We start from the raw sequence: 13,392 nt of genomic DNA, 5'->3' as shown, positions 1-13,392 counted from the left end.
AGATGAAAGCACACACAACGTGGATAAGGATGATAGGGCCTTATCTTTTCTCTATTTGTTTGGTTGTCGTTATTTTTCTACTCGCTATAAGCTTAGGGAGTGTACATATTCCTGTGCGAACCGTTTTTTTGACGATTGTACAAGAAGGAGCGCGTGTGCCACTTGGTGCTGCGTTAGAGGATGCCCATACACAAATTATTCTGCAAATTCGATTACCACGTGTATTGCTAGCGTTTCTTGTTGGTGCGTCTTTAGGCATTGCGGGAGCTGCTTTTCAAGGGCTTTTACGAAATCCGTTAGCAGATCCCTTTACGATTGGTGTTTCATCAGGTTCAGCACTAGGAGCTGTAACGGTTATTTTTTTTCAACTTAGCTTTATTGGCATTTGGACCTTACCAGTTGTTGCGATCCTTTCTGGCTTTGTGACGCTTTGCCTCGTCTTGTCTTTTACTCGTCTTGTGCAGCGCTCGCTTGCGACAGAGACCATCATTTTAACAGGTATTATTGCAAGTTCTTTTTTAGGTGCTTGCTTATCATTAATGGTGGCACTTTCCCAAGAAGAGCTTCGCCACATTATTCATTGGCTCATGGGCAGTGTAGGTATGCGTGGCTGGTCTTACGTGTATTTAATTTCACCTTTTTTAGTGAGTGGATTTGTTCTCGTTTGGTTCTGTCGGAATGAACTAAATGCGCTTATGTATGGGGAAGCGAGTGCCCACTATTTAGGTGTTGCTGTGAGGAAAAAGAAATTCGTTATCCTTTTAGCAGCAACGCTTTTAACCGGGAGTGCGGTAGCAGTATCTGGCACAATTGGTTTTGTTGGGCTCGTCATACCACATATGGTTCGGCTGTTGTGGGGCTCAAATCATCAGCACTTACTGCCTTTAGCTGGAATAACAGGTGGTGGCTTTTTAATTCTTGCTGATTTAACCGCTCGAACAATAGTAGCGCCAGCAGAATTGCCAATTGGTGTGATTACGGCACTTGTTGGTTCTCCCATTTTTGCTTGGATGCTTTATCGGCAAAATAAACGAAAGCAGGGGACTTAACATGTTAGATGTTCGAGGAGTGTGCGTTCGCATCGGAGATCGTACGATACTAGACAATATTTCGTTTACTGTAAAAAAAGGAGAAATGGTTGGCATTCTAGGAGAAAATGGTAGCGGAAAAACAACTTTGCTTCAGGCTATAACAGGAGTGAAATCGTTCCAATCTGGGCATATTCTTTTTAATGATGAACCGCTGGAAAAAATGAAGGCAAAACAACGGGCACGCAAAGTAGCTGTTTTAACTCAGGAACCCTCTTCATCTTTTCATACAACGGTTCAAAGCGTAGTTGAATTGGGGCGTTATCCGTATTTAAATGGTTTGCTCCCACAGCTTTCTAAAACAGATCGAATGATGATCGATGATGCGATGCGGGAAACGAAAGTGAGCACGTTAGCGCATCGTTCTATGCTGACACTTAGCGGTGGAGAACGACAGCGGGTGTGGCTGGCGCAAGCGTTAGCGCAAGCACCTGAACTTTTATTACTAGACGAGCCGACCAATCATTTAGATCTTGCGCACCAAGTAGCACTTATGGACTACTTACATCAACAGGTTAAAAAAAATGACTTAACCGTTGTATGCATTTTACATGATGTGAATTTAGCAAGTTTATATTGTGACAACGTGCTCCTTCTAAAAGAAGGAAATGTTCAAGGTTATGGCGAAACACAGCAGCAACTTACAAGCGATAAGTTAAGGGCACTTTATGGGTCGGCGTTTTCAGAAACAACCGAACCGTATTCAGGCCGTAAACAATTTAGCGTTCTACCATATTATGTTGATTTTCGTTAGGAGGATGAAAGAATGAAGATTTATACTCGGGGTGGAGATAAAGGAAAAACAAGCATTTTAGGAGCGCGATTGAATAAAACAGATACTCGGATTGAAGCGATTGGTGCAGTCGATGAATTAAATAGTACCATTGGCCAAGCTATCTATCGTGCACAGCAGGAGGATTTAACGAACATCTCAAGTGAACTAATGGTTGTATCCAATCAATTATTTGATTACGGGGCTGATTTAGCAAACGTAAAGGAGACAATTCCTTATAAAATTACAGCTGCTCACACCGAAGAGTTGGAACAGCGCATTGATATGCACACAGAGTCATTGGAACCACTTGCGTATTTTATTTTACCAGGTGGGTGTGCTACTGCCTGTGCGCTACATCTGTGTCGAACGGAAGCAAGAAAAGCAGAGCGACGTGTGAATGATATAGAGACTGCTATTCCTGCAGAACTGCAAGTGTATATGAACCGCCTATCAGACTACTTCTTTACTTTAGCACGATTAGCAAATAAACAAACAGGAGTAGTTGACGTAGCTTATGTAGGAGAGAAGCATTTCCATTCATAAAAAGCAAATGGTACTCATATAGTTCCCATGGAGAAAAAAAGTGGGAGGCTTTTATGGCATCAATGGTTGATTTTGTCAAGCGACTTAGCATTGTGTTTGTGCTGACGTTCGTTATCGGTTTACTTTTCTTCAGTGTGAAATGGATGATAGAAGAAGAGCGAATGGTAATAGGTGACAGACAAAATGTCGTGAAGAGTACATGTCTAATGGACGATGTTTACGTGTAAAGAAGAACGGTTCACGCATGATAAGCATGAACCGTTTATTCATCTTTATAAGTCAATCACATGCACGAGCTTGATTTCATCAAATTTTACAAGTTCCTCTACGATTCCATCTTCAACGTGTTTATCTACATTTACGAGCATAATTGCCTCACCACCAACCGACTTACGACCCACTTGCATCGTTGCGATGTTGACATCGTGCTGCGCTAGCAACTGCCCCATTTTGCCAATAACACCTGGGCGATCAAAATGCTGAATATAGAGAATATGCCCTTGTGCAACGATGTCAACAGAAAATTCGTTAAGGGAAACAATACGTGGACCGTAATCCTTAATATACGTTGCTTTTATCTCAAACGAACGTTCTTCACCGACTGCAACAGCATGAATAAGATTTTCATAACCGAAATGATCGGTTAGTTGTTTTTCACCATAATTAATGCCACGTTCTCTAGCAATTAATGATGCATTGACATCGTTGACAGCGGCATCCACCCGTGGTTGTAAAAACCCAGCCATTAAGCTTCTTGTTAATATGCTCGTATCTCCTTGAGTGGTTGATCCACTATAATACACATTGATCTCTTGGACCGGGATACGCATTAGTTGTGATAATAATGAACCCATCGTCTTTGCTAACTCGTATTGAGGTTTGATTTTCTCATACAGCTCTTTTGACAAAGTCGGCAAATTAATTGAATTCCTCGCTGGCTCCCCTTGAAGAAATGCGAGAACCTCTTCAGCCACTTGTGAGGCAACATTTAGCTGTGCTTCCTTTGTTGAAGCGGCAATATGTGGTGTTGCAACAACGTTAGCGTGTTCAATGAGTGCTTGATCTGTTACCGGTTCTTCGGTAAACACATCTAAAGCTGCTCCGGCAACATGGCCATTTTCTAAAAAATGATACAAAGCTTTTTCATCAATAATGCCACCTCTAGCACAGTTGATTAAATATACACCTTTTTTCGTTAATGGGATGGTTTCCATATTTAATAAACCTTTTGTTTCTTTTGTTAGTGGTGTATGGACAGTTATAATATCCGATTGGCGCAAGACATCGTGTAAATCTGCTTTTTGTATCCCTAATTTTTCCGCTCGTTCCACTGTTAAAAATGGATCGTATACAACTACTTGCATATCAAATGCTTTTGCGCGACGAGCAAGTTGTGTACCAATTCTACCGAAACCAATAATACCAAGTTTCTTTTTATTTAATTCTGCTCCTTGATACAATTTGCGTTCCCATTTACCATCTTTTAATGATGCGTTTGCTTGAGGAATGTTGCGCAATAATGAGCACATCATGGCAAAGGTATGCTCTGCAGTAGAAATCGTGTTGCCATCAGGTGCATTGATGACGACAACACCGTGCTTAGTAGCAGCTTGCACGTCGACGTTATCAACACCTACACCGGCTCGGGCAATAATTTTTACATTTGGCATTTTTAATAGTACTTCTTCTGTTACGGTTGTTCCGCTTCGGATCAGAAGGGCGTCATACTGTGCTAGATCGTCGGTTTCTTGAATACTTCTTTGATCAACAATAACATCCGGTGCTTGTAATAGTGGTGCTAACCCTGCTTCACTCATACTATCTGCTACTAGTACGCGATACTGTCTCTCTTTGTCCATTCTGTTTCTCTCCTTTTAAAAAAAAATAAAAAAAAAACACAGCTTTCCATTGAAAGCTGTGAGGGGCGATTTAGCGCGGTACCACCCTCATTTATGTAAATACCTTTTACATAACTCAATTCATAACGGAGATCCCGGAACTTATCTACTCTTGTTCGATAAGCCTACTCAGAAGTGCTATTCAAGAAGGCCTCACTGATTTTCACCAACCATCAGCTCTCTGCATCAACCGTTTTCTTGTCATCTCTTCATCATTGTATTTAAACGATTCAGTTTTTAGTACTGTACCACATAGAAGATTGGAACGTCAACCACTAATTATTCGTTATTTGAAATGAATTATCTGAAAAACTAGTCCTTCATAGGTTTTTTTGCTTATATAACGAAAGATCTAACGTTTAAATGTTTATTTCATTCGTATTTCATCGGGTCGCCATCAAATGGTTTCGATGCAATTTTAATTGAATCCGTCGGGCATCCATTTTTCGCATCAATGACATCGTCTACAAGAACATCTGGTATTAACGCTGATCCAGTATTGTCGTCTATGTAAACATAAGCAAGTCCCTCATCATTGTAATCATAGATATCAGGAGCGACAGCACCGCATGCACCACATGCAATACAAGTATCCATATCTACAATGGTAAAGCATTTATTCGTCATCCTTTTACTCCTTTTTGACTCTAATGCACTCCATTGTAGCAGATATTCAGGTTTTAACAATGAAAAAAACAAAAAGCTTTGCTAAAATAAAGAGATGGACGGATGGAGGTTACTATGAGAGAAGACCTAATCGTAACGGCACTTGCGTTATTTCGAGGAAAACGTTCGGCCATGGCTGCGTATCATTTGTTACAAGGCAAGCGAACGATTCAAACGGTGCAAGATGGTACGTTCTTTAATCAACTCTTTCTTTTTGGTACGTTGCCACATTTAACAAAAGAAGCGTTTCAACATACTCTTGAAACATTGGAAAAAGATCAGTTCATTACGTTTGAGCAGGATATTTGTGTGCCAACGAAAAAGGCAGAGGCTCGAAAAAATGCATGTCTTGCTACTCATTCTTATTTATACCAATTGAACGGGTGGATGTTTGGTAAAGTGGAACGTCGTTTTTGGGAGCGTTTCTCGTTGCTCATTCAATCCCTTAGTCACTTATACGAAAAGGTGTCATTTGCGCCAACAACCCATAACGTTTGGAACCAGCAATGGGTACGTGGCATTTTAAATCAGTACGAACATGATGTAACGCCTTTAAACAATCAGCTCTATTGGGAATGCGAGACTATACTGCGAGAGCAGTCTACAATAAACGCCGAACTATTTGTTCGACAGCTTTCTAGACCAAGGCGAGTTGGCCAAACAAAAGCACAGCTTTCCCAGGTTTATAAAATGGACGCGTTAGAGGTTCAGCTTCGTACTCAGGCAGTCATTCATACGTTTTGTTCCTGTGCATACAATCAGCAAGATACTTACCTAGCTCTCTCACAATGTTTCGCACATAATGAAGTGAATCGATTAACGGCTTCAGCAAATAAAACGGCGCAGCTATTAAACCAAAACGTAAAACTAGAGCGCATTGCTGCTATACGACAGTTAAAAACAGCGACAGTGGAAGATCATGTTGTTGAGATCGCAATGAGTGATAACCGATTTTCAATTGAGCCATTTGTCACGCCCTCAATACAAAAGCAAATTGAAACCGTTTTGCAACAGCAGGACGATCGGAAACTTAGAGACATTCGAAACGAAATTGGGGAGCACGTGAGTTATTTTCAAATTCGACTCGTTTTAGCAAAGAGAGAAAGGGATCGTTATGTTAGAGCGTGAATTACAACGATTGTTTGGTTTTCAGACATTTAAGGAAGGGCAAAAAGACATAATTGAAGCGCTAATGGCGGGTAATGATGTGTTTGCCATGTTACCTACTGGAAGAGGAAAGTCTTTATGCTACCAACTCCCTGCTTTTTTAGCGAGAGGATTAACGGTTGTTGTTTCACCACTACTTTCTCTTATGGAGGATCAAGTAGCACAATTAAAAAAAGCAGGTCGAAAACAAGTTGTAGCACTTAATAGTTTTTCTTCAAAACAAGAGCGGCAAAAGCTTCTTCAGCAGCTAAATGACTATAAAATTGTTTATTTATCACCAGAAATGCTTCAAGCACAAGATGTACTCAGCGCTTTAAGAAGTCAGCTTATATCGTATTTTATTATCGATGAGGCGCACTGTATTTCCTACTGGGGGCATGATTTTCGCGCTGATTATTTGCGATTAAGAGAAGTGAAGGCGGCTCTCGATCATCCACCTACTTTAGCCATTACAGCTACCGCTGATGAAAACGTTCGAAAAGATATAAAAATACAGCTTCAATTACGTCAGCCAGTTGAAATCCTTGATCGAGTGAATCGGGAAAATATCGCTCTTTTCGTTGAAAGGTATGAAACGAATGAACAAAAAGTCATTCGTCTTAAAGAGATTGTTCGAGAGTACGAGCTCCCTGGTTTAGTATACGCGCAAACAAGGGCACAAGCGGAGTGGTACTGTGAACAACTTCAACGAGATTGTCCAGAGCTTTCGGTAGGCTACTACCACGGTGGAATGGATAGCATGGATCGAATGCTCGTTCAGGAGCAATTTCTTTCAAATCAGTTAGATTTAATTTGTGCAACAAATGCCTTTGGAATGGGTGTGAATAAACAAGATATTCGCTTTATTATTCATTTACAGCAACCCCTAGATGTTGCATCTTATTTACAAGAAATTGGCCGAGCTGGTCGAGACGGTTCACCAAGTTTCGCTCTCGTTCTTCTTTCTCCTGAAGATCCATTTTATGCATCTCGACTCATTCAAAATCGAGTCGAAGAGACAATGTCGTTAGAGACATTGCCCCAGCTGCTTGCGATGCCTTTTAACAGTAAAAGTGAACAGCGAATGAGGCTTGAGCAATCATACGGTGAGCAAGGTCAAACGATTTTATTTTTACTTGAAAAATGGGACGTAATCGTAGATGATAAAGGAACATGGAAGAATCAACATGAAACCATTTCAAAATTAAAAACGTATTTTGAAAAACAAGAACAACGAAGGCAACATCGACTTGACACTATGACTGAGTATAGTGAAAATCACAACCAGTGCAGACGCCATTTATTGCTTCATCCCTTTGATGAGCATGTGAGGCTGCAGGCCATTTGTTGTGACATCTGCGGAGCAACTCTCGATTCATTTCAAAAACAAAAACACGAATCAACTAAGGATATCTTTCAATGGGATGAAGAGCTTGCCAACATCTTTAATCAACCGTATTTAGAAAGGGGGGCAAAGAGATGAATGAGTTGAAGGTGGAAGAATTTGAAGATCGAAGCGAAGAGCAACGGCTACCATCTCGTGTGAATGTCCATAAACGTAAGCGGAGCAAAACAACGAAAAAAAAGCCGCTCTTTTTGCCGCGAATCTTGTTTGCCTTATTTTTTAGTTTGGTAGGGTCCATTTTAGTGATGGCGTTTCTCTTTTTAGTCTAATTTGCACTAGTAAGACATACTCTTTACAAAAAGAGGTGGTAGGGGTGCAACATGTAGATACAGTAGGGCACATAACGAATGAACTCGTTAAGCGTAAGCAGACGCTCGAACGTTTTGAAAAGAAAAGCAAGCGCTATGCAGGGTGGACTTTATGTACAAGCTTCCTTTTTGGTATTAGCATAAGTCCGCTTACGCAGAAAGGGTCATCCTCTTTTTCAACCCTACTTCTCGCGCCAATTCCTTTGATTTTACTTTTATGTTTGGTCGTTCTAATCGGGCAAATGATAAACTGCAAGAAGAAAACAGACAAAAAAGAAACTGATTTTGAGACATTAAGGCAAGAATGTATCGATCGTTTGACTGAAATCTTGCCCGATCATTTATCCCATGAGGAAAAAGAAGCTTATTTAAACGAGATGGAGCAACGGTTTTCCATTAACCTCTACTTCCGCTCTTAAAAGATCGCCACTCGCTATTTATTTTTACGTAAGGCATGCAGATGTTCTCGAAGTAACTGTTCTTCATTCTCCGTTAAATCAGGCTCGTAAAGAAAGGCTGGTTTTTTTCGATCCGTTCGACCAAAAAGGTAGTCGGTCGTCACACCAAAAACATCAGCAATTCGGTTAATGGTATCTGTGTCTGGCGTTCGATTGCCATTTTCATAGCCTGAGATAGATACTTTTGTGACGTTGATAAGCCGCCCAAGCTGTTCTTGTGTCAATTTTTGTTCTTTACGCAATTGCTTTAATCGCTTAGAATCAATCGCCATCACATACACCCTCCCTTTATTTCGTCACTCTCATTATAAGTTAACAAATCGCTAACGAAAACAATTGTTAACTAAATAGAAACTTATGATTTACAGCATTACCAGTTAATAGTATAATCTAGTTAACTTGTGGTTAATTACTAGTGGGGTGATCATATGCAACGGACTAAATTAAGAAAAGTGCGGTTAGAACATCATATGACTCTGGAACAAGTAGCAAAACAGATTCATGTCAGTACACCATTTTATTGGCAAATCGAAAACGGCAAAAGAGGGCTTTCTTATGAATTAGCAGTGAAAATTGCCAACGTATTTACCATGACACCTGATGATTTATTCCTAGATGAGATAAACAGTTAACAGCTTAAAACCTTTTTTAAGGTTTTTTTATTTAAATATTGTTTTCAGAAAATGATTTATTAATTATTTTTTCAAAAAAAGGTAGGAATTCTAGATTAGAGGCTTTATAATCATACTTAAAGAATATTTTTCCAAAAAAAGCAGAAGGCCTGCTCTTTTCCTAATGTCAGGAGGTTTTTAAAATGAAAGGGGAAATTGCTCGAAAAGTTCATCATCTGCGAAAAAAGAATGCCTTGACGCAAGCGGAACTTTCAAAAGGCATTTGCACACAAGCACAAATTAGTAACATTGAGAAAGGTATACTAAACCCTTCTAGCATAACGCTCTTCCACATCGCCCAACGCTTAAACGTTGACATGAATTATTTCTTCGATCACCAACTTGAACCTGCTCATTGTCCTCAAACGACAAAAGATCAAATAAGACTTGATGCGATAAAAGGAGAATTTCAAAAAGTACAGGAACAATTAATAGCTGCTAATTTAGCTCAAGATGATTCTTTTTGCCTGTGGCATGAAGCACTATGTGCACATTATGTGGACCGTGCCACGGAAGAGGCCATTTCAAAGCTGGAAAAGGGCTACAATAAAGCAGATACAACGAGTAACCAATTCTTTATGCTCGCTGATCTAGGTTCGATCTATGCCCAGGCTGGTATGGAAGAGAATGCGCATCAGTGTTTTCAAACATTGCTTCATCGGTTAGATGAACAATCACCTCATGTTCAATACGTTCCTTTATATATACGCGCATACCTCGGCAACGCCCAATACATGTTTAAAAAAGGTGAGTATGCTGAGGCAGAATACTATTGTGTAGCTGGGGAGCAGATGTGTTTGGATTACCAAGTTCTTATCGGACTAGCTCAATTTTTCTATATTTATGGACAATGCTTAGTAAAACGATTCCAATATGATGACGCACGTATCTATTTAAAGAAAGCGAAAAAGCTACTTTATATTGAACAAAATAGGGTGAAAATGGATCAAATCGATGAGCTATTGGCTTTATGTAGGACGTAGTGAAGAGGATGCCCACCTTTGAAAGTTCCTTGTCTTATGCTATACTGTGTAGGAGAAGAAAATGCTTTCAAGGAGTGAAAGGAAAGATGAGCATGAGCGCGGGTCAATTAATTGCAATTTTAGGAATTGGTTTAACGGCTGTCGTACTTGCGGTAGTTATGGCTATTCTGTTACTTAAAATGTCCCAGAATTCTGATTGATTCTGTATAGATGGTAATGGGCGGTATTCCTATAAGGGATACCTTTTTAGTTCATAAGGGGGAAAAGACGAATGCTGAATGACATACTATCACGATTAGACGAGCTATACCCAGAAATGATTGAATTAAGACGAGGGTTTCATGCTGAACCGGAACTATCCTATGAAGAGGTCCATACGCCAGCGAAAATAGCAGAATATTTACGAAATATTGGCGTTAATGTGCGAACCGAAGTAGGTGGTAGAGGAGTTGTAGGAACGTTAGTGGGAGGGAAGCCCGGTAAAACTGTAGCCCTTCGTGCGGATTTTGATGCACTCCCAATTCAAGAAGAAACTGGCCTTCCCTTCGCTTCGAAACATCCTGGAAAAATGCATGCCTGTGGTCACGATGGACATACGGCTACATTACTTGTTTTAGCAAAAGTGCTTGCTGAACGAAAAGCGGATTTGGCAGGGACGATTGTGTTTATTCACCAGTTTGCTGAAGAGCTTGCTCCTGGTGGGGCAATTGCAATGATAAACGACGGCTGTTTAGATGGTGTAGACCGTATATTTGGTACCCACTTATGGACGCCCATTCCAAAAGGAGAAATTGGGTATTCCTATGATCGTTTAATGGCAGCTGCAGACAAATTCGAAATTAATATTACAGGATTTGGCGGTCATGGAGCCATGCCCCATCAAACAGTAGATGCTGTTATTGTAGGTTCAGCAGTTTCTTTAGCACTACAGCAAGTTGTTAGTCGGAATGTTGACCCCCTTGAACCTGCAGTTGTTACAATCGCTTCTTTTCATGCTGGTGGCGCATTTAATGTTGTGAGTGATGTAGCCAATTTAACAGGGACGGTGCGGACCTTTAGTCAACCGGTTCAAGAGCAAGTGATTAAGCGAATGGAAGATGTTACAAAAGGGGTTTGCGATGCCTATGGCGCCACCTATGAGTTTCATTACGCTAAAGGATATCCTGCAGTCATTAACCATCCAGAGGCAACAGAGTGGTTAAAGCAGTCATCCGAGCCGTTTTTTAATTCTGCTAATGTCTACGAGATTCCTCCTGTAATGGGCGGTGAAGATTTTTCCTACTATTTGCAAAAAGTTCCTGGTGCATTTTTCTTTACTGGAGCAGGGAATGAACAAGAAGGCATTACGTATCCCCATCATCATCCGAAGTTTACCATTGACGAGGAATCGATGCTTATTGCCGCTAAACATTTAGGCGCAGTTGCGCTCTATGCATTGGCTGAATTAAACGCAACTACACAAGCGGTAAATTAAACAGATCAAAAAGCAGATCTTAGAGGATCTGCTTTTTTTGTGCATATTTATTAGGGAGTCGCCGCATTTGTATCTTCACATGACGACTAAATCGCATATGTGCGTGGTTTGAATAGAGTGTGGTATGATACTGCTATACCTTTTAATAACGAAAAGATTTTCATAAAATGATTAACCTAATGAAAAAAAGGATATAAGAATTGAACATTAGCAAACAGTCGAATAACGAAACAGGCAGCTGGTTGAATTGGTAAGGAGCGAATTGGATATGACCTTTAAAGAAGGGAATTATAATATAAAGGCTGTGTCAAAGAAGCTCGGGATTAGACCTGGTACATTAAGAGCTTGGGAACGTCGCTATCATGTTGTAGCCCCTTTTCGTAATGAAAGTGGTCATCGTTTGTATAGCGAAGAACAAGTATTAAAGCTTCAGACGCTTATTGAAAGAGTGAACGAAGGTTTTACGATTAAACAAGCGGTGGAATCGTTAGAGCGTAAAGGAACTTATGAAGAAAATGTATCAGAAGGTCACCATTACATTGCTCAAATAGCGAGAGAAATTGCCGATGCGCTTCTTTGCTTTGATGAAGAGCGTGCGCAGGCGGTTTTAAATCAAGCCTATAGCATGTATTCTATAGACCGAGTAACCATTGATTTGTTTATGCAAGTGGAAAAACAGTTAGAAGAAATGGACAAGCAGCCGTCTATGACTAACATTCATAAGCAATATATGTTTCAAATACTCGGCGCAAAAGTGAAAAATGTCATGCTAAGTATTCCAAAAAACAACTTAATGCCTAAGGCGTTATTGTTTTCATATCAAGGCGATTCCTATTCCATTTTACTACGCGTTTTTTCATTTTATTTAAAGCGGAAAGGCATGGATGTGATTTGTTTAGATGCAGGGATTCCACTAGAAGATGTTGAATTAGTAATGGAACAAATTCAGCCTGAACTGATGATTATTTCTTCTATGGATAGGGTGCATTTTGAGCAAGCTGCTAATCATGTGCGCTATGTAGCTGAAAAGTCATTTATTAAAAAAAGTGGTATTATTGGGGACGCATTTAACGGTTTAACGGATGATCAAAAGAAGCATCATGCTGATCTCTTTGTTGGAAAATCAAGAGCAGATTGGGAATTATGGCTAGAGCATATGAATTAGATTTGATTTTAGATAAAAACGTTGAACCATCTAATGCATGCAAACATAAAGTATCGTATAAATGTTTGAGATGGGATAGCCTGGTCATAAGGAGGTATAGGGATGCGATTAGAGCGTTTGGCGATTGATAAGTTTAAGGTTTTCTTAACCTTTGATGATATGGAAGAACGAGGAATTACGAAAGAAGATTTATGGCAAGATGTACCGAAAGTACATGACTTATTTCGTGATATGATGCTTGAAGCAGATGATGAATTAGGTTTTAAAGTAGATGGTCCGATTGCAGTTGAAGTATTCGCTATGCCAGCACAAGGCATGGTCTTTATTGTCACAAAAGGGACACAGTCGGATGATTATGATACAGATGATTATGAAGATGGCTTTATCGAAATGCAGTTAACATTAGACGAAATTGATGATGTATTTTATGAGTTTAAATCATTCGAAGATGTTGTTGGCCTAATACCGCGTTTAAAAGCAATCGACATGGGTGGAGGAGAACTTTATTCTTATGAAAATCGTTTTTTTCTAAAGCTATCCGACGACGACCTAGAACAAATAAATGAAGATGCTTTAGTGGCCATATTGTCTGAGTTTGGAAGTCCTGCTACGATTTCATTTCATCGTATTGCTGAGTACGGTAAGAAACTAATTGAAGCGAATACGATTGCGTATTTATTCCAAACTTTTTACCCAGCGAACTAAAATAAAAACATTGTAAAGCTTGTCGACGATATAGTCTACGAGCTTTTTCTATGGCTGGGATTCCTTGATGAATAGGTGAAATACTGGAAAAGATCTATATTTCATTG

Annotated in this window: 16 protein-coding genes and 1 other annotated feature; of the genes, 13 read left to right on the top strand and 3 right to left on the bottom strand. The window is 39.9% G+C overall.

Going from position 1 to position 13,392, the window contains the following annotated elements:
• The first annotated feature begins 2 nt into the window (after positions 1–2).
• The 4 genes from FPV17_RS11700 to FPV17_RS21975 are packed head-to-tail and all read left to right on the top strand — an operon-like array spanning position 3 to position 2,633.
• A complete protein-coding gene (locus FPV17_RS11700) occupies positions 3–1,049 on the top strand; it encodes a FecCD family ABC transporter permease (protein WP_144559096.1) in 1,047 nt (348 codons plus the stop codon).
• 1 nt (position 1,050) lies between these two features.
• Entirely contained in the window at positions 1,051–1,842 is a 792-nt protein-coding gene (locus FPV17_RS11695) for an ABC transporter ATP-binding protein (RefSeq protein ID WP_144559095.1), read from the top strand.
• A gap of 12 nt (positions 1,843–1,854) precedes the next feature.
• On the top strand, positions 1,855–2,406 hold the full coding sequence (locus tag FPV17_RS11690) for a cob(I)yrinic acid a,c-diamide adenosyltransferase (RefSeq protein ID WP_035398187.1): 552 nt from the start codon (positions 1,855–1,857) through the stop codon (positions 2,404–2,406).
• Positions 2,407–2,459: 53 nt separating this feature from the next.
• Complete coding sequence (locus FPV17_RS21975; protein WP_158332069.1) at positions 2,460–2,633, top strand: hypothetical protein; 174 nt, start codon at positions 2,460–2,462, stop codon at positions 2,631–2,633.
• 45 nt (positions 2,634–2,678) lie between these two features.
• Here the strand turns inward: FPV17_RS21975 and serA are convergent, their stop codons facing one another.
• Both serA and FPV17_RS11680 read right to left on the bottom strand, forming a co-directional pair.
• The gene (serA, locus tag FPV17_RS11685) at positions 2,679–4,265 is read right to left on the bottom strand and encodes a phosphoglycerate dehydrogenase (RefSeq protein WP_144559094.1); all 1,587 of its coding nucleotides are present in this window, start codon (positions 4,263–4,265) and stop codon (positions 2,679–2,681) included.
• A gap of 58 nt (positions 4,266–4,323) precedes the next feature.
• Positions 4,324–4,529: a binding site (T-box leader), on the bottom strand.
• A gap of 147 nt (positions 4,530–4,676) precedes the next feature.
• Positions 4,677–4,931: a ferredoxin gene (locus tag FPV17_RS11680; RefSeq protein ID WP_035398190.1), complete on the bottom strand. Its 255-nt coding sequence runs from the start codon at positions 4,929–4,931 to the stop codon at positions 4,677–4,679.
• 114 nt (positions 4,932–5,045) lie between these two features.
• On the opposite strand from FPV17_RS11680, the gene FPV17_RS11675 reads away from it, so the two are divergent.
• From FPV17_RS11675 to FPV17_RS11660, 4 genes are read left to right on the top strand one after another with little or no spacing between them, the layout of a single operon-like run.
• Positions 5,046–6,098, top strand: a complete 1,053-nt coding sequence (locus FPV17_RS11675; RefSeq protein WP_186370612.1) for a YpbB family protein — start codon at positions 5,046–5,048, stop codon at positions 6,096–6,098.
• Complete coding sequence (locus tag FPV17_RS11670) at positions 6,085–7,599, top strand: RecQ family ATP-dependent DNA helicase (RefSeq protein WP_144559092.1); 1,515 nt, start codon at positions 6,085–6,087, stop codon at positions 7,597–7,599. Before FPV17_RS11675 ends, FPV17_RS11670 begins: the two co-directional genes overlap by 14 nt.
• Positions 7,596–7,790 carry a hypothetical protein gene (locus tag FPV17_RS11665; protein ID WP_035398193.1) on the top strand — a complete coding sequence of 65 codons (195 nt, stop codon included), beginning with the start codon at positions 7,596–7,598 and terminating at the stop codon, positions 7,788–7,790. Before FPV17_RS11670 ends, FPV17_RS11665 begins: the two co-directional genes overlap by 4 nt.
• Positions 7,791–7,834: 44 nt before the next feature.
• On the top strand, positions 7,835–8,248 hold the full coding sequence (locus FPV17_RS11660; protein ID WP_186370611.1) for a DUF2663 family protein: 414 nt from the start codon (positions 7,835–7,837) through the stop codon (positions 8,246–8,248).
• A gap of 14 nt (positions 8,249–8,262) precedes the next feature.
• Here the strand turns inward: FPV17_RS11660 and FPV17_RS11655 are convergent, their stop codons facing one another.
• The gene (locus tag FPV17_RS11655; RefSeq protein WP_035398197.1) at positions 8,263–8,559 is read right to left on the bottom strand and encodes a helix-turn-helix domain-containing protein; all 297 of its coding nucleotides are present in this window, start codon (positions 8,557–8,559) and stop codon (positions 8,263–8,265) included.
• Between the two features lie 156 nt (positions 8,560–8,715).
• Here FPV17_RS11655 and FPV17_RS11650 point away from each other — a divergent pair, with 156 nt between their 5' ends.
• The 5 genes from FPV17_RS11650 (at position 8,716) to FPV17_RS11630 (ending at position 13,285) form a co-directional block, all read left to right on the top strand.
• Positions 8,716–8,919 carry a helix-turn-helix transcriptional regulator gene (locus FPV17_RS11650; protein WP_035398199.1) on the top strand — a complete coding sequence of 68 codons (204 nt, stop codon included), beginning with the start codon at positions 8,716–8,718 and terminating at the stop codon, positions 8,917–8,919.
• 182 nt (positions 8,920–9,101) lie between these two features.
• Positions 9,102–9,941, top strand: coding sequence for a helix-turn-helix domain-containing protein (locus FPV17_RS11645; protein WP_144559090.1), 840 nt, complete (start codon positions 9,102–9,104; stop codon positions 9,939–9,941).
• Between the two features lie 271 nt (positions 9,942–10,212).
• A complete protein-coding gene (locus FPV17_RS11640) occupies positions 10,213–11,415 on the top strand; it encodes a M20 family metallopeptidase (protein WP_144559089.1) in 1,203 nt (400 codons plus the stop codon).
• A 268-nt stretch (positions 11,416–11,683) separates the two neighbouring features.
• Positions 11,684–12,580: a MerR family transcriptional regulator gene (locus FPV17_RS11635; RefSeq protein ID WP_144559088.1), complete on the top strand. Its 897-nt coding sequence runs from the start codon at positions 11,684–11,686 to the stop codon at positions 12,578–12,580.
• Positions 12,581–12,682: 102 nt separating this feature from the next.
• On the top strand, positions 12,683–13,285 hold the full coding sequence (locus FPV17_RS11630; RefSeq protein WP_035398207.1) for a genetic competence negative regulator: 603 nt from the start codon (positions 12,683–12,685) through the stop codon (positions 13,283–13,285).
• Positions 13,286–13,392 lie beyond the last annotated feature (107 nt).

Origin of the sequence: Shouchella miscanthi, assembly GCF_007725405.1 — a bacterium.
In the GTDB taxonomy this organism is placed as follows: Bacteria; Bacillota; Bacilli; order Bacillales; family Bacillaceae_D; genus Shouchella; species Shouchella hunanensis.
The sequence above is the reverse complement of the archived record's forward strand: the minus strand, read 5'-3'. Positions and strand labels throughout refer to the sequence as shown.